This window comes from Aurantimonas sp. Leaf443 (assembly GCF_001425575.1).
Classification (GTDB): domain Bacteria; phylum Pseudomonadota; class Alphaproteobacteria; order Rhizobiales; family Rhizobiaceae; genus Leaf443.
The window spans coordinates 522,317-537,852 of sequence record NZ_LMRD01000007.1; the positions used below are offsets into that span (position 1 = coordinate 522,317).

16 protein-coding genes are annotated in these 15,536 nt (G+C 73.1%); 9 read left to right on the plus strand and 7 right to left on the minus strand.

The genetic code is table 11. The annotated features are described in order from the left end of the window. Nucleotides 1-61: 61 nt before the first annotated feature. Nucleotides 62-1,324, plus strand: a complete 1,263-nt coding sequence (locus ASG48_RS10645; protein ID WP_082529401.1) for an MFS transporter — start codon at nucleotides 62-64, stop codon at nucleotides 1,322-1,324. 63 nt (nucleotides 1,325-1,387) lie between these two features. Here ASG48_RS10645 and ASG48_RS10650 read toward each other — a convergent pair whose 3' ends face one another. The 7 genes from ASG48_RS10650 to hemC form a co-directional block, all read right to left on the minus strand. After that, nucleotides 1,388-2,095, minus strand: coding sequence for an HAD family hydrolase (locus tag ASG48_RS10650; RefSeq protein WP_055849194.1), 708 nt, complete (start codon nucleotides 2,093-2,095; stop codon nucleotides 1,388-1,390). A gap of 37 nt (nucleotides 2,096-2,132) precedes the next feature. Beyond that, nucleotides 2,133-2,936 (minus strand): glutamine amidotransferase, encoded by an 804-nt coding sequence (locus ASG48_RS10655; RefSeq protein ID WP_082529402.1) that lies wholly within the window; start codon nucleotides 2,934-2,936, stop codon nucleotides 2,133-2,135. 2 nt (nucleotides 2,937-2,938) lie between these two features. Then, the gene (locus ASG48_RS10660; RefSeq protein ID WP_055849197.1) at nucleotides 2,939-3,418 is read right to left on the minus strand and encodes a TerB family tellurite resistance protein; all 480 of its coding nucleotides are present in this window, start codon (nucleotides 3,416-3,418) and stop codon (nucleotides 2,939-2,941) included. Between the two features lie 206 nt (nucleotides 3,419-3,624). After that, nucleotides 3,625-5,163: a heme biosynthesis HemY N-terminal domain-containing protein gene (locus ASG48_RS10665; RefSeq protein ID WP_082529403.1), complete on the minus strand. Its 1,539-nt coding sequence runs from the start codon at nucleotides 5,161-5,163 to the stop codon at nucleotides 3,625-3,627. A 9-nt stretch (nucleotides 5,164-5,172) separates the two neighbouring features. Next, nucleotides 5,173-6,828 (minus strand): hypothetical protein, encoded by a 1,656-nt coding sequence (locus tag ASG48_RS10670; protein WP_055849200.1) that lies wholly within the window; start codon nucleotides 6,826-6,828, stop codon nucleotides 5,173-5,175. 206 nt (nucleotides 6,829-7,034) lie between these two features. Then, entirely contained in the window at nucleotides 7,035-7,733 is a 699-nt protein-coding gene (locus ASG48_RS10675) for a uroporphyrinogen-III synthase (protein WP_055849204.1), read from the minus strand. 13 nt (nucleotides 7,734-7,746) lie between these two features. Continuing rightward, the gene (hemC, locus tag ASG48_RS10680; protein ID WP_055849206.1) at nucleotides 7,747-8,712 is read right to left on the minus strand and encodes a hydroxymethylbilane synthase; all 966 of its coding nucleotides are present in this window, start codon (nucleotides 8,710-8,712) and stop codon (nucleotides 7,747-7,749) included. Nucleotides 8,713-8,931: 219 nt separating this feature from the next. On the opposite strand from hemC, the gene ASG48_RS10685 reads away from it, so the two are divergent. The 8 genes from ASG48_RS10685 to ASG48_RS10720 all read left to right on the plus strand — a co-directional run bounded on the left by ASG48_RS10685 (nucleotide 8,932) and on the right by ASG48_RS10720 (nucleotide 15,271). Continuing rightward, nucleotides 8,932-9,597, plus strand: a complete 666-nt coding sequence (locus tag ASG48_RS10685) for a gluconate 2-dehydrogenase subunit 3 family protein (RefSeq protein WP_055849209.1) — start codon at nucleotides 8,932-8,934, stop codon at nucleotides 9,595-9,597. Then, complete coding sequence (locus ASG48_RS10690) at nucleotides 9,594-11,144, plus strand: GMC family oxidoreductase (protein WP_200939589.1); 1,551 nt, start codon at nucleotides 9,594-9,596, stop codon at nucleotides 11,142-11,144. The genes ASG48_RS10685 and ASG48_RS10690 overlap by 4 nt, the downstream gene beginning before the upstream one ends. A 145-nt stretch (nucleotides 11,145-11,289) precedes the next feature. Continuing rightward, nucleotides 11,290-12,366 carry a tRNA (adenosine(37)-N6)-threonylcarbamoyltransferase complex transferase subunit TsaD gene (gene tsaD / locus ASG48_RS18820; protein ID WP_055849748.1) on the plus strand — a complete coding sequence of 359 codons (1,077 nt, stop codon included), beginning with the start codon at nucleotides 11,290-11,292 and terminating at the stop codon, nucleotides 12,364-12,366. Next, nucleotides 12,363-13,343, plus strand: coding sequence for an NAD(P)H-dependent glycerol-3-phosphate dehydrogenase (locus ASG48_RS18825; RefSeq protein WP_055849212.1), 981 nt, complete (start codon nucleotides 12,363-12,365; stop codon nucleotides 13,341-13,343). The genes tsaD and ASG48_RS18825 overlap by 4 nt, the downstream gene beginning before the upstream one ends. 99 nt (nucleotides 13,344-13,442) lie before the next feature. Continuing rightward, nucleotides 13,443-13,733, plus strand: coding sequence for a YciI-like protein (locus tag ASG48_RS10705; RefSeq protein ID WP_055849216.1), 291 nt, complete (start codon nucleotides 13,443-13,445; stop codon nucleotides 13,731-13,733). Beyond that, nucleotides 13,726-14,172 (plus strand): EVE domain-containing protein, encoded by a 447-nt coding sequence (locus ASG48_RS10710; RefSeq protein ID WP_055849219.1) that lies wholly within the window; start codon nucleotides 13,726-13,728, stop codon nucleotides 14,170-14,172. The genes ASG48_RS10705 and ASG48_RS10710 overlap by 8 nt, the downstream gene beginning before the upstream one ends. 99 nt (nucleotides 14,173-14,271) lie before the next feature. Beyond that, nucleotides 14,272-14,496 carry a DUF3072 domain-containing protein gene (locus tag ASG48_RS10715; RefSeq protein WP_055849222.1) on the plus strand — a complete coding sequence of 75 codons (225 nt, stop codon included), beginning with the start codon at nucleotides 14,272-14,274 and terminating at the stop codon, nucleotides 14,494-14,496. A 115-nt stretch (nucleotides 14,497-14,611) separates the two neighbouring features. After that, a complete protein-coding gene (locus ASG48_RS10720; RefSeq protein ID WP_055849225.1) occupies nucleotides 14,612-15,271 on the plus strand; it encodes a methyltransferase in 660 nt (219 codons plus the stop codon). Nucleotides 15,272-15,536: the final 265 nt, after the last annotated feature.

Sequence of the window (15,536 nt, forward strand, 5' to 3'; positions counted from 1 at the left end):
TTTTCCCGCGCGACCCCGTTCCCGACCGTTCCCCCTGCGGTCTCACGAAGGCGTTGCTGCCTTGACCGACGATACCGGCACGCCCGCGGGTGCAGAGCCGATCGAGGACGATCGCTTCGCCGCCTTCCGCAACAGCCGCTTCCTGCGCTACTGGCTGGCCCGCTTCTTCGCCGCCTTCGCCACGCAGGTCGTCATCGTCTCCGTCGGCTGGCAGGTCTACGACCTGACGCGCGACCCGCTCGATCTCGGCCTGATCGGCCTCTGCCAGTTCCTGCCCTCTCTCCTGCTCGTGCTCGTCACCGGGGCGGCGGCGGATCGCTATTCGCGCCGGCTCATCATGGGCCTTGCCATCCTCGTCGAGACGGTCGGCGCGCTGGCGCTCTTCCTTCTCACCTGGCACGGGCTCACCACGCCCCTGCCCGTCTTCGCGATCCTCGTCGGCTTCGGCATCGCGCGCGCCTTCTTCGGGCCCGCCTCGCAGTCGCTCGTCGTCAACATCGTGGAGAAGCGGGAACTCGCCAACGCCATCGCCTGGAACTCCTCGTCCTGGCAGGTCGCGAGCATCGTCGGCCCGGTGGCCGGCGGCCTCCTCTACGGCCTCTCGCCGCTCGCCGCCTACGGCACGGGCCTTGCCCTCTTCAGCGCGGCGGCGATCCTCGTCTTCTCCATCCGCGCGCCCGTCCAGGCCCGCGTCGAGGGCGAGACGCGGGACCTTCGCACCATCCTCGCGGGCTTCCGCTTCATCTGGCACGAGAAGATCGTGCTCGGCGCGATCTCGCTCGATCTCTTCGCCGTGCTCCTCGGCGGCGCGGTGGCGCTGATGCCGGTCTATGCGCGCGACGTCCTGCATGTCGGCCCCTGGGGCCTCGGGCTCCTGCGCGCGGCGCCGGGCATCGGCGCCATCGCCATGGCCGCCTGGCTCGCCGCCCATCCCGTGCGCGACAATGCCGGCCGCATCATGTTCGTCTTCGTCGCCGTCTTCGGCGCGGCGACCACCGTCTTCGGCCTCTCCACCGCGCCCTGGCTGTCGATCGCGGCGCTCGTCGTGATGGGCGCGGCCGACATGATCTCGGTCTATGTGCGCGAGATCCTGCTGCAGCTCTGGACGCCGGACGCGGTGCGCGGGCGGGTCAACGCGGTCAACATGGTCTTCGTCGGCGCCTCCAACGAGCTCGGCGAGTTCCGTGCCGGCGTCATGGCCTCGCTTCTCGGCGCCGTGCCGGCGGTGGCGCTGGGGGGCGTGGCGACCGTCGGCGTCGCCGCGCTCTGGGCCGCGCTCTTTCCGGGCCTTCGCCGCATCCGCCATCTCTCCGCCCGCCACTGAGGCGGCGCCCGCCATCGGCCCATCCTCCGGCGGCGAGGCGTCTCCGCCTCGGCCGCGACCGCCTCATCCGCCGCGACCGACACGCTCGATGAGCGCCGGCACGCGGGAGAGATCCTCGATCGCGTGGAAGCGCGGCTCTCCGAGAGGGGCCTCCGCCTCTTCCAGCGCCCAGGTGATCTCGTAGGGCACGTGAATGCCCACCGACCCTGCCGCGATCGCCGGCAGAACGTCGGATTTCAGCGAATTGCCGACCATCGCCGCCCGTTCCGGCCCCTCGCCATGGCGCGCGAACAGGCGCGCATAGGTCTCGGGCGTCTTCTCGCTGACGATCTCCACCGCATCGAACAGGTCGCCGAGCCCGGAAGCGGCGAGCTTGCGCTCCTGGTCGAAGAGGTCGCCCTTGGTGATGAGCACGATCCTGTGGCGCCCGGCCAGGGTCTCCAGCGTCTGGCGCGCATGCGGCAGCGTCTCGACGGGATGGGCGAGCATCTCGCGGCCCGCCTCGAGGATCGCGCGGATGGCGCCGGGCGGCGTCGCCTCGCCGGTGACCTCCAGCGCGGTCTCGATCATCGAGAGGGTGAAACCCTTGATGCCGTAGCCATAGGCGCCGAGATTGCGGCGCTCGGCCGCGATCAGCCGCGCCTCGATCTCGTGGGCCTCGCCATGCGCGGCGAGAAGCGCCACGAAACGCTCCTGCGTCAGGCGGAAGAAGCGCTCGTTGTGCCAGAGCGTGTCGTCGGCGTCGAAGCCGATCGTGGTGATGGCCGCCATGGTCCGACCTCCCGCCTCTCCCTGCCGCCGAGGCCGCTCAACCCGGGCCGCGTTCCCCGAAGACGAGGCCGAGGAACTGGTCCAGCCAGCGCTTCACCGGCGCGTCGTAGACGGCCCGGCCCTCGAAATGGGCCCGGCGCGCCTGCGCCCCCGGCAAGGTCAGCCGCTCGTGGCCGCGCGTCGTCCAGCGATACATCATGGCGAGCGTCAGTTCGGCATGGAACTGCACGCCATAGGCGTTCTCGCCGTAGCGGAAGGCCTGGTTCGGATACCACTCGCCGGTGGCCAGAAGCCGGGCCCCGTGCGGCAGGTCGAAGCCCTCGCGGTGCCACTGATAGACCATGTCCGGCCAGCCCGGCATCAGCAGCCGGCCCTCGCCGGTCGCCTTCAGCGGGTAGTAGCCGATCTCGGCGAGCCCGTCGGCGCGCGGGCCCACCGCCGCGCCGAGATGCTTGGCCAGCATCTGCGCCCCGAGGCAGATGCCGAGGAAGGGCCGGTCCTCGCGCAGCGGCACGGACAGCCAGTCGATCTCGGCCTTCAGATGCGGGTCGCGGTCGTTGGCGCTCGGCGGGCCGCCGAAGACGACCGCGCCGCGATGGTCGTCCAGGGTCTCGGGCAGGCGGTCGCCGACGACGGGACGGCGGATGTCGAGCCGCACGCCCGCCGCTTCCAGAACCTGCCCGACGCGCCCCGGCGTCGAACTCTCCTGATGCAGGACGACGAGGACGGGGCGCGCGTCCCCCGTCTGCAGCGTGAAATGGCGCTCGAGGCCGGCGACGGGGCCCGCGCCTTCGCGCTCCTGCCGGACGCCTTCGCCCGCTGAGGAACGAAACGCCGCCATGGTCAGCCGAGCGCCTCGTTCCGCGCGGCGGCGGCGGCCTCGCGCTTGGACTCCATGCGCTCGCGTGCCGAGACGCCCAGGAGTTCGGACACGCGCCAGACGAGATTGTCCTCCAGCTCGTGCACCTCGCCGTCGGCATAGGTCACGGCCCAGAGATGCTCGACGAAATGGCGACGCTGGTCGGCGTCGAGCCGGCTCTTGAGGACGGAGGTGAAGTGGTAGAGGTCGACGGCCTGCTGGTCGGCGATGCGCCCGACCGAGGCGATGCGATCGGCCTCCTGCGGCCCGAGGCCGAATTCCTGCGCCAGCGCCGCCTTCAGCCGTTCGATCTCGGCCTCGCTCGCCCGCCCGTCGGCGTCCACGACATGAAAGAGAAGGGCCGCCGCGGCCACGCGCGGGTCGCTCGAGGCTTCGTCGAGCGGCGTGCGTTCGGCCTCGACGACGCCGAGCGTGCGCAGGAAGTCCTTGACGCTCTCGAACATGCGGCAGTCCCATCCCAGATCCGTTCGCCCTGCCTCCCAAGAGAAGGCTCGCGCCGGCAAATTCAAGGGTAATCCCGCAGTGCGATGCGGCGTTTTCAGCCTGTCATGCGGCGACGCCCCGCCGCAACGCGAAACGAACGCCGCGCCACGAAAAAAGGGCGGCGCCTCTCGGCCACCGCCCTTTCGTCGCTGCGATCGCCCTCCGCTCAGGCGGCGCGGCCGGAGGTCTCGTCGGGGCGCCCGAAGGCGGCGGGGGCCACCGTGCCGCCCGCGACCTCGTCCGAGGCCTTGCCGGTAACGGCAGCAGGGGCCGGCGTCGTCACCGTCCTGTCGCCGCCCGAAACGGCCTCGCCCGGCGTCACGTCGTGCAGCGGCAGCGAGCCGTCGGCGCCGTGGCCCCGCGTCTCGCCGAGCGAAAGGCCCGGGCGTTCGTCGAGGAGAGCCCCCTCGCCGCCGACGCGCTCCATCGGCACCTTCCACTGGAAGGCGTCGAGCCGGCCGGTGACGGGCGAGAGCGGCGCCCAGGTCTTCGAGACGATGCCGTCCGCCGTCCAGGCCGGATCGCGCGGCGCGCGGATGGCGCGGGCGAGCCACTGCCGCACGCGGCCGATCTCCCCGGTCTCCTCCTCCTCGATGTCGGCCATGAGCAGGAACGCGCTCTCGCGCGGCTCGGCCTCGATCGCCGCCATGGCGCATTTGCGGGCCAGAAGCAGATCGCGCGCGTCGAGCGCGGCATGGGCGAGCGCCAGCTCGGCCTCGACATGGCCGGGCTTCAGGCTGTGCAGCTTCTGCGCCCGCTTCAGGCGGTCCTCCACCGAATCGCCGGGCCGGGCGTGGACATAGGCCTCGGCGATCTCGGGATGGGGACCGTTGACCCAGCTCGTCTCCAGGATCTTGGACCCGCGCCGCAGGTCGCCGAGCCGGAACAGGGCCTGCGCCGCCACGAGCGCGGCGGGCACGAGGTCGGGCGCCAGACCATGCGCCTCGCTGCCGGCCGCCTTCGCCCCGGCCGGATCGCGGTCGAGAAGCGTCGTCGCCTTGGCGGTGAGGAGCACGGCGCGCAGGCGCTTGGACTCGGCGCGGTCGATGAGGCGGGTGTTCTTCTGCGCCTCGAGAATGTCGAGCGCGCCGTCCCAGTCGCCGGCGAGCGACTTGGAATCGAGCACCGCGCCGCCCGCCCAGGGCACGTGGGGCGCGATGCGCACCGCGCGCTCGGCGTAGTTGCGGGCCGCGGCGTCGTCGCCGAGCCGCTCGGCCTCGAGATAGAGGCCGCGCAGCGCCAGGAGACGCGTCTCGGGATCGCCCTCCATCTGCTCGAAGGCGGAGCGGGCGCGCGAATGGTCGCCCTCGATCATCGCCGTCTGCGCGTCGAGGAAGCGCACCAGCGGTTCCTTGCGCGTGCCGAGCAGCTTCTGGGCGCGCGTCGTCATGCGGCGCGCCAGGATCTGGTCGCCGGCGCCCGCCGCGATGATGCCCGTGGACAGGGCTCCGTAGCCCCGGTCGCGCCGGCGCGTGGACCACCAGTTGCCGACCGCGTGCGGCGTCTTGAAGAAGGCCCGCACCAGCCAGACGAGGACGACGGTGGCGACCAGCAGCGCGGTCAGGAGGATGAGGAAGACCATCAGGCTGGTCTCCACCTGCTGGCCCTGCCAGACGAAGGTGACCGAGCCCGGATTGTCGGCGAGCCAGCCGAAGCCGATGCCGGCGGCCAGGACGACGAGAAGGAAGGCGAGAATCTTCAGCATGGCCTGTCCTCAGCCCTGGTTGCCGGAGCCGGCCGGCGTGCCGGCGGCGGGGGCCGTGATGGCCGAGGACAGCGCGTCCTCGACGGCCTTCTGGCCGGCGAGACGCGCGTCGACGCGCTTGGCGAAATCGGCGCTGGCGCTCCTGGCCGCCTCGGGAAGCGTCTCCCAGGCGCCCTTCCAGGCCGAGAGGTCGCCCCCTTCGATCGCCGCGTCGAGCCGGGCGAGCGTGCCCGCATCGCCGGGCGCCGCCGCGACGGCCGCCTGGCCGGCGGGCCGCACCTGCACGAGCGAGCGAAGGCCCGACAGGACCTGATCCTGGATCGGGGCCTGCGAGGCCTCCGGCCGCAGCGCGGCGGAGATCGCGTCCTGCGCCTGCGGCCAGTCGGCCTGCAGGGCGCCGAGCGTCGGCACGCCGTCCGGCGCGTATTGGCGCAGCGAGGCGACCGAGGGCGCGCCCTCCGCGACGCTCGCATAGGTCTCCAGCTCGCCCATGAACGGGCCGCCGCGGTCGATGGCCGATTTCAGATTGGCGGCGGCGAGCGCGGCGCTCGCCTTGCGGCTCGCCTCCTCGATGGCGCCGATGCGGTCCTCGAAGCCCTTCAGCGCCGCGGTCGAATCGGCGGCGGCCTTGGCGGCGGCCTCCTGCGCGGCGCCGGCCGTCTCGGCGGCGCGGTTGGCGGTGTCGGCGGCGGTGTTGGCGGTCTCCTGCGCGCCGTTGGCCGACTGCTGGGCGGCGGCGGCGGCCGTCGCGGCGGCCTGCGCGCCCTGCGCGGCGCCCTCGGCGGTGGACTTCACGGGCTGGAGCGCGTCGGCGGCGGCCTTGGCCTCGCCCGAGGCGGCCTCGGCCGCCCTTTGCGCGCTCGCGGCGGATTCGCCCGCCGAGGTCGCGGCCGTGGCGGTCTCGCCAAGGCGCGTCTCCAGCGCCGAAACGCTTTCGGGCGTGGCGACGGGGCGCTGCGAAAGCGCCTCGACCTGGCCGCGCAGCGTCTCCACCGAACCCGACAGGACGGCGATGTTCTCGTTGGCGCGGGTGAGGCCGAGCGTGGGAAGAAGGCCCTGCGACTGCAGCGCCGCGGCACCGCCGACGGCGATCAGCGCGCCGACGACGCCGGCGGCGAGCGCCGTGCCGAGGCCGCCGCCGCGCCGCTCGACGATCGTCGCGGGTGCCGGCACGGGGTTGCGGGAGGGCTCACGCTCGGCCGACGCGGACGGGGCCGACGCGCCGGAGGAGGGCAGTGCGGACGCGCCGGCCGACGCGCCGGTCGAAGGCCCGGTTCCGGCCGCCTTGGCGCCGACCGTGCCGCCGGCCGTGCCGGCCGCCTTGGCGCCGGCCTTGGCGGGCGCGGGCCCGACGATGCCGATCGCCGCCGCGCCCGCCGGGCCGGTCGCCGCGTCCTTCGGGGCGTCCTTCGGCGGATGGGGCGCGTTCGGATCGAGCCCTTCCTGCGCGGCGAAATCCTTCAGCGTGGCGCTGGCGGACGTCCCGGTCGCCGTCGGGGCCTCGCCGGGCAGTTCGGGGGCCGGGGCATGTCCGGTCGCGGCGAGACCCGCCGGCGGCTGGTCCTGCGGCATCGGCATGGTGGGGCCGGCCTCCGGGGCCCTGGCCGCGTCGCTCGTCTCGTCGCCCGGCCAGGTCTGTCCGGGATCCTTCTTTGCGTCTGTCACAGGAGCAATCTTTTCCGCTGGGAGATCGATCGTTCGGTCGCGCGAGGGGCCTCGCCCTGTGCGCCTTGGACGATTGGTCATTCCGCGCCCCTTTCCATAACCCGCAGGCCCGCACGAACGCCCGGGCGGCCTGCTTGCCGCGCCCATAGGTCGTCCATTCGCATGGTCCGTGCAAGGCTCCAATTGGTCATCACGTCCAAACTAGGCTAGCGCGCGAGTTCGAGTAGACGCGCGAGCGAGGGAGCGTCCGAAATCGCCGCGCCCTCGGCAAGTTCCCTCGAAAGCGCGCCGGCGATCCGGGAGGAGAGGCAGAGGCAGCGAAAGCCGGGCCGCGCGAGATCGGGCCGCGCCGCGACGAGATCGGAAAGGGCGCCGGCCTGCAGGCGGCTGAGGACGAGCGCGGCCTCAGCCGCGCCGCCGGCCGTCGCGGCCTCGACGAGCGCCGGCGCCGGCCGCACGGCGCGCGTCTCGTACACGTCCCACGTCACGACGCCGAAGCCGGCCGCCGTCAGCGCCTCCTCCAGCGTTCCCGTGCGCGGCCGGCCGGCCGCGTAGAGGATGCGCGCGCCGCCCGGAAGGCCTGCCGCGCCGAGGAGCGCCGGCATCGCCGCCGCCGTGCCCACGCCCTCCAGAACATGGGTGAAGCCCGCTGCCCGCGCGGCCTCTGCGGTCGCCGCCCCGACGCACAGGACGGGCCGGGCATCGCCGGGATAGGCGGACGCGAGCGGCGCGGCGGCGCGGCGGCTCGTCAGCGCGAAGGCGTCGAACGCGCCTTCGGGCAGGGCCCGCGCCAGCGCGACGCCCGCTTCCAGCGGCAGGAGCACGGGTTCGTGCCCGGCGGCCCGCACCGCCTGCGCCGTGCGCTCTGCCGCAGGCCCCGCCTCGCGCAGGATCAGGAGGCGCATGGCGGCCCGCCGCTCAGTCGGCCCAGCCGGCGAAGAAGCCCGGACCCGCCGCCTCCAGCACCCGCCGCCCCGCCTCGCGGCCGAGCGCCTCGGCGTCCGCGGCGGATCCGGACAGCCGCGTCTCGTGCACCGACGCGCCGTCCGGCGTCAGGATCATGCCGTGGAAGGCGAGGCCGCCGGCGCCGTCCGGCACGGCATGGGCGGCGATGGGCGTGCGGCAGGAGCCGTCGAGCACGGCGAGGAAGGCGCGCTCGGCGCCGAGCGCTACGCCGGTCGGCGCGTCGGCGATCGGCGCCACCAGCGTCTCGACGGCGCCATCGCCGTCGCGCCCCTGGATGCAGATGGCGCCCTGGCCGGGCGCCGGCGGGAAGCTCTGCGCATCGAGGATCTGCGTCGCCGCCGCCTCGTTGGCGAGCCGCTTCAGGCCGGCGAGCGCGAGCAGCGTCGCCTCCACCTCCCCCGCCTCCAGCTTGCGCAGCCGGCTCTGCACGTTGCCGCGGAAGGTCACGATGTCGAGATCGGGCCGCAGGCGCTTCAGGAGCGCCTGGCGCCTGAGCGAGGCGGTGCCGACGCGCGCCCCCCGCGGCAGGTCCGCGATCGTCTCGACGCTGCGGCCGATGAAGACGTCGCGCACGTCCTCGCGCGGCAGGTAGGCGAACAGCGAGAGGCCCTCGGGCACGGCCGTCGCCATGTCCTTGGAGGAATGCACGGCGATGTCGATGCGCCTCTCCAGAAGCGCCAGCTCGATCTCCTTGGTGAAGAGCCCCTTGCCGCCGACCTCCGAGAGCGGCCGGTCGAGGATGCGGTCGCCGGAGGTGGAGATGATCTCGATGGCGAAGGCCTCTTCCGGCAGGCCGTGCGCCGCCATAAGCCGCGCCCGCACCTCGGCGGCCTGCGCCAGCGCCAGCTGGCTGCCGCGCGTGCCGATGCGGATCGTGGCCCCGCCTTTGTCCGCCTCGCCGGAGATACGTTCACCCATGCGTCTCAGCCTGCCTCGTTCCCGGTCTCGCCCCGCCGGGCGGCGCGAACCGCCCCGGAGCCCCCGTCTCCATACAGCATCCCGCCCCGAATCGAAGCGGCGGGAATGCGCTCGCTCCCGGATGCGCCGGAAGGCGCGATGGTTCCGCGCTGTGGCAAGTTGCTGCAACGCATTGCCCTTGCCGCCCTGCGGGATAGCTAGCGACACACCGAGACGGCGATGGACGAGACCGACGTGCACACCCTTTCCGACCAGGACATGCCCCGCGCCGAGGCGCCGGACTACGAGGCCTTCATCGCCTCCGACCGCGTCTCGCCGCGCCTTCGCGCGATTCTCGAAGAACGCGCGCGGCCGGACGATGCCGCCTACCGGCCGAAGACGATGACCGACCGCCAGTTCGAGACTCTGCGCGCCGTCCTGTCCCGCCTGATCCCGCAGGAGGGTCCGCAGCCGATCGATCTCGCCGCCCGGCTCGACACGATGATGGCGCAGGAGACCGGCAACGGCTGGCGCTACGAGGCCCTGCCGACGGACCCCGACGCCTATCGCGGCGGGCTCGACACGCTGGACGCCCTCGCCTTCCGCGAGCTCGGGCCGCAGGCGGGCGACGCCCTGCTCGAACGGCTCCAGGCGGGCGAGGAGACGGGCGGACCCGGCCCCTTCACCGCGGCCCAGATGAAGCTCTGGTTCGAGGAACTGCGCTCGGACGCCGTGCGCCTCTACGTCGCCCATCCCGCCACGATGGCGCGGATCGGCTATTCCGGCATCGGCAATGGCGGCGCAGACGGCGCGGCCTTCTCCGGCTTCCGCAAGGTCGGCATGGACGAGCGCGAGCCGTTCGAGCCCCTCCCCGAAACGGCGCCGGAACAGGAGTCCGCCTCGTGAATCTCGACCGGATGAAGCGCTACGGCGAAGCGGACAGCGTCGACGCCGTGGTCATCGGCACGGGGGCGGGCGGCGCGCCGCTGCTCGCGCGTCTCGCCATGGCCGGTCTCAAGGTCGTGGCGCTGGAGGCGGGCGCCAACCGGCATCCGCAAGCCGAGTTCGTCGCCGACGAGGCGGCCTCGGGCGATCTCTACTGGATGAACGAGCGCATCAGCGGCGGCGCCCTGCCGGAGGCCTTCGGCGCCAACAACAGCGGCATCGGCGTCGGCGGCTCGACGCTCCACTGGGGCGCCTTCGTGCCGCGCGCCGATCCGCGCGACCTGAAGCTGCGCAGCGAGACGGGCCGGGGCGAGGACTGGCCGCTGACCTACGAGGAGCTGCGCCCCTATTACGAGGAGGTCGAGCGCTTCAACGGCGTCTCCGGCCCCAGCCATTACCCGTGGGACGAAAGCCGCGCCTACGCCCTGCCGCCGGTGCCGCGCAACGCGCCCGCGCAGGCCATGGTGAAGGGCTGCGAGGCAATGGGCGTCGCCGTCGCCGACGGCCCGGTCGCCGTCGTCAGCCGGCCCTTCGAGCAGGAGGGCGGCGCGCTGCGTCACGCCTGCGTCAATTGCGGCTTCTGCCATCAGGGCTGCCGCAACGGCGCCAAGACCTCGATGGACGTGACCTATCTGCCGCTCGCCGTGGCGCACGGCGCCGAGATCCGCCCGAACGCCTTCGCCACCGGCTTCGAGCGCGATGGCGAAGGCCGCATCACGGCGGTGACCTATACTTCGGACGGCGTCGCCCGCCGCCAGAAATGCGCCGCCGTCTTCCTGTGCGCCGGCGCCATCGAGACGCCGCGCCTTCTCCTGCACACGGGGCTCGCCAATTCCAGCGGGCAGGTCGGGCGCAACTACACGGCGCATGTGGCGACCCAGGTCTGGGGCACGTTCGACCACGAGATGCGCATGAACAAGGGCTACCCCTCGGCCATGATCACCGAGGACATGGTGAGACCGAAGGATGCCGACTTCGCCGGCGGCTATCTCGTCCAGAGCCTCGGCGTCGTGCTGCAGACCTTCGCCGACCAGGTGGCGCGCGGGCGCGGCCTGTGGGGCCGCGCGCTCGTCGACTATCTCGACCGCTACAACCGCCTCGCCGGGATCGGCATCAACGGCGAATGCCTGCCGAGCGACGACAACGTCATGACCCTTTCCGACGAGGTGGACGCGACGGGCCTGCAGAAGCCCCTCATCCGCTTCGGCTACGGCGAGAACGAGCGGCGCCTCAAGGCCCATGCCGTGGCGACGATGCGCTCGGTCTGGGAGGCGGCGGGCGCCACCGACATCTGGGAACTGGAGCGCACCGCCCACACGATCGGCACCTGCCGCATGGGCACCGATGCCGGCGCCGCCGTGGTCGATCCCTTCGGCCGCAGCTTCGATATCGACAATCTCTGGATCGCCGACAATTCGGTCTTCCCGAGCGCGCTCGCGGCCAATCCCGCCCTCACCATCATGGCCCTCAGCCTGCGCAGCGCCGACCGCTTTCTCGGCCGGGCCTGAGGACAGGGCCTCCCGCGCGCCTTCGCGACCGCGTGGCCGATGCCGGCGACGGTGGCGCGCGGCCTCCGCCTCGCCTATGTCGGCGGCGTGGAACGCGAAGGAGGCCCCCTTGGCCGAAACGAGCCCGGGCGCCGGCGGGGCGCCGATCATCCTCGGCATCGAGACGAGCTGCGACGAGACGGCGGCGAGCCTCGTCTCGCGCGATGGCGCGGGGCGCCCGGTCATCCTCTCCAACGTGGTGCTGAGCCAGGTCGAGGAGCACGCGGCCTTCGGCGGCGTCGTGCCCGAGATCGCCGCCCGCGCCCATGTCGAGGCGATCGACGGCGTGGTGAAGGCCGCGCTCGCCGATGCCGGGCTCGGTTTCGGCGACTTGAGCGCGGTGGCCGCGACCATCGGCCCCGGCCTCGTCGGCGGCCTCATCGTCGGCGCCATGACCGGCAAGGCCATCGCGGCGGCGCGGGGTCTGCCCTTCGTCGGCGTGAACCATCTGGAGGGCCACGCGCTGACCCCGCGCCTCACCGACGGTCTCGCCTATCCCTATCTCCTCCTCCTCGTCTCGGGCGGGCACAGCCAGATCGTCCTCGTGCGCGGGCTCGGGCGTTACGAGCGCTGGGGCACGACGATCGACGACGCGGCGGGCGAGGCCTTCGACAAGACCGCCAAGCTCCTCGGCCTGCCGGTGCCGGGCGGGCCGGCTGTCGAGCGCCGGGCGCGCGGCGGCGACGCGCGGCGCTTTCCCCTGCCGCGGCCGATGCGCGGCGAGCCGGGCTTCGACGTCTCCTTCTCCGGCCTGAAGACGGCCGTGCGCCAGGCGGCCGAGCGTGCCGCGCCGCTCGGCGAGCGCGACGTGGACGATCTGTGCGCCGGCTTCCAGGCCGCCGTCGCGCAGAGCCTTGCCGAACGCGCCGGCCGCGCGATGCGGCGGTTTCGCGAGACCTTTCCCGACCTTGCCGCCCCGGTGATCGCGGTCGCCGGCGGCGTGGCGGCCAATGCCGCGATCCGCGCCGCGCTGGAGGACGAGGCGGCCAAAGCCGGCCTCGCGCTCGTCGCCCCGCCCCTGAAACTGTGCACCGACAACGGCGCGATGATCGCCTATGCCGGGCTGGAACGCCTGGAGGCCGGTCTCGTCGACGGGCTCGACGCGCCCGTGCGCTCGCGCTGGCCGCTCGACGAGGCGGCGGCGCCGAAGATCGGCTTCGGCCGGCGCGGAGCCAAGGCGTGAGCGCGGTCGCCGTCGTCGGCGGCGGCGCCTGGGGCACGGCGCTGGCCAGCCTCTATGCCCGCGCGGGCCGGCCGACCGTGCTCTACGCCCGCGACGGCGCGACGGTGAAGGCGGTGAACGAAGCCTGCGAGAACCCCCGCTACCTGCCGGGCATCGCGCTTCCCGAAACGCTGCGCGCGACGAACGATCCGGCCGAGGCCCTGGCGGGCGCGGACACGGTGCTCTTCGTGGTGCCCGCGCAGACGCTGCGCAGCGTTGCCGGCGCGCTGGCGCCCCTCGTGCCGCGGCAGGCGCTCAGCGTCCTCTGCGCCAAGGGCATCGACGCCTCCAGCGGCCGGTTCCCGTCGGAGATCTTCGCCGAGGCCTGCCCGGGCCGCGCGCTCGCCGTTCTCTCCGGCCCGAGCTTCGCCGCCGACGTCGCGGCCGGCCTGCCGACGGCCGTCACCGTCGCGGCATCGAGCCTTGCCCTTGCCGACGCGGCGGCGCAGGCGCTCTCCACCGCGAGCTTCCGCCCCTATGCGAGCGACGACCTGCGCGGGGTGGAAGCCGGCGGCGCCTTGAAGAACGTGCTGGCGCTCGCCGCCGGCGCAGTCGCCGGGCGGCGCCTCGGCGCCTCGGCGCAGGCCGCCATCGTCACGCGCGGCTTCGTCGAATTGCGGCGCCTGGGCGCCGCGCTCGGCGGGCGGGCCGAGACGCTGATGGGCCTGTCCGGGCTCGGCGACCTCGTCCTCACCTGTTCCAGCCCGCAGTCGCGCAACTTCGCCTACGGCATGGCGCTCGGGCGCGGCGACGACCTTGCGGGCCTGAAGCTCGCCGAAGGCGTCCACACCGCCGGCATCGCCGCGCGGCTCGCCGCCGAGCACGGCATCGAGGCGCCGATCGTCGGGACGGTCGCCGCGCTCCTCGCGGGCCGCATCGACGTGGAAGCCGCCATCCGCGATCTCCTCGCCCGGCCGCTGCGGCGCGAGGCCGAGTGAGGCGCCGTGGATTGGGGTTGAGCGGCCCGGCCGCGATGCTCTAAAGCCGCAGGGCGACGCGCGACCCTTTCCGCGACCCCGCCAAGGACCGATCTTCCGATGCTCTACGCCCTTCTCTGCGACGACAAGCCCGGCGCCCTGCAGGTCCGCCTCGACACGCGGCCCGACCATGTCGCCCATCTGAACGCCCTCGGCGACGTCCTGAAATTCGCCGGCCCCTTCCTCGACGAGGCGGGAAAGCCCTGCGGCTCGATGCTCGTCGTCGAGGCCGAGAGCGCCGAGGCCGCCCGCGCCATCGCCGAGGCCGACCCCTATGCCAAGGCCGGCCTCTTCGCCTCGGTGGCGGTGCGCCCGTGGAACTGGACGATCAAGAACCCCGCCCATGGCTGAGCCGACGCGCCACTGGCTGTTCAAGTCCGAACCCTCGACCTGGCCCTGGGAGAAGCAGAAGGCCGCAGGGCCCGCGGGCCAGGAATGGGACGGCGTGCGCAACTATCAGGCGCGCAACTTCATGCGCGAGATGAAGATCGGCGAGCGCGGCTTCTTCTACCATTCCAACGAGGGCAAGGCCGTCGTCGGCATCGTCGAGGTGGCCGCGCTCGCCCATCCCGACTCCACCGCCAAGGACGGCGCCTGGGAATGCGTCGACCTGCGCGCGGTGATGGATCTGCCGAGACCCGTGACGCTCGAGACGATCAAGGCCGACGAGGCGCTGAAGGACATGGTGCTCGTCACCAATTCGCGCCTGTCCGTGCAGCCGGTGGGGGCGGCGGAGTTCGACCATATCTGCCGCCTCGGCGGGCTCGACCCCAAGGACGCGCTGGCGTGAAGCCGCGCGCCCTCGCCTGCGGCGGCCTGACGCGCCCGGAGGGGGAACCACGCGCCGGCGTGAACATTCCACGAACGACACCTTTCAAGGAGCCGTGCCGTGGACCATTCCAACCCCAAGACCGAGACCCCCTCCAACACCGAGAAGGACCCGGCCGACTGGACGACCGGCGACGAGCCGATGACGGGCGCGCAAGGCTCCTATCTCAAGACGCTCTGCGAGGAGACGGACACCGCGTTCGACGACACGCTGTCCAAGGCCGACGCCTCGATCATGATCGACAAGCTGCGCGCCGAGAGCGACCGGCTGAAGAAGGCCTCCTGAGACACGCCCCGGCGCCCGGCGCCGGGGTGCCCGGCCCCAGGGCCTTTCGCGGCCTTTCGCGAAAGGCCGGACCGCGTGCGTCGGCGCGCCGCGCCGCTTCGCAGGACCGCGCCGCGTGACGCGCCTTTCCCCGGAGCGCGCCGAAACCTTCATCCGCGCCAACACCGCCGTCCTCCTGCCCTCGCACGTGCCCGAGATTCCGCTGCATCTGGCGGACGAGGCGCACGAGCTCTGGCTGAAGACGCAGGAGGAGCTCGACGCGTTCGGCCTCGCGCCGCCCTTCTGGGCCTTCGCCTGGGCCGGCGGACAGGCGCTCGCCCGCCACGTCCTCGACGAGCCCGGCCTCGTCGCGGGCCGCTCCGTCCTCGATTTCGCCAGCGGCTCGGGCCTCGTCGCCATCGCCGCCGCCAAGTCCGGCGCCGGCCCCGTGCGCGCCGCCGACATCGACCCGTTCTGCGAAGCCGCCATCGCCCTCAACGCGGCGCTGAACGGCGTGACAATCGCCTTCGAGGGCGCCGATCTCGTCGGCACGCCCGTGGCGGAAGAGGTCGTGCTCGCCGGCGACATCTTCTTCGACAAGGCCATCGCCGACGCCATCACCCCCTGGTTCGACACGCTCGCCCGCGCGGGCCGCACCATTCTCGTCGGCGACCCCGGCCGCGCCTACCTCCCCCGCCACCGCCTCGAACGCCTCTCCACCTTCGAAGTCCCCGTCACCCGGGCGCTGGAGGACGCGGAGGTGAAACGCGCCAGCGTCTGGCGCTGGCTCGCCTGAAGAGTGTCGGCGGCGGGGAGAGCTGCTCCCCTTCTCCCCTTGGGGTGCGAAGCGCGGGCGAGACCCGTGGCTCGCCCAGGGTCCTGGCAGGGAAATGAGGGACGCCGGGCGCGAAACGCGGCGCCGTCTTTAGTCTCACCCGGCTTCCACCTCCCTCATCCGTCTGCCGGCAACTTTTCCTGAGGCGGGAGAAGGCAGCGGCGTCGCCGCCGCGCCATGCCCGGAAGTTCCTTTGTATAAGGAAAATAATCTCTCGGCCGTCGCC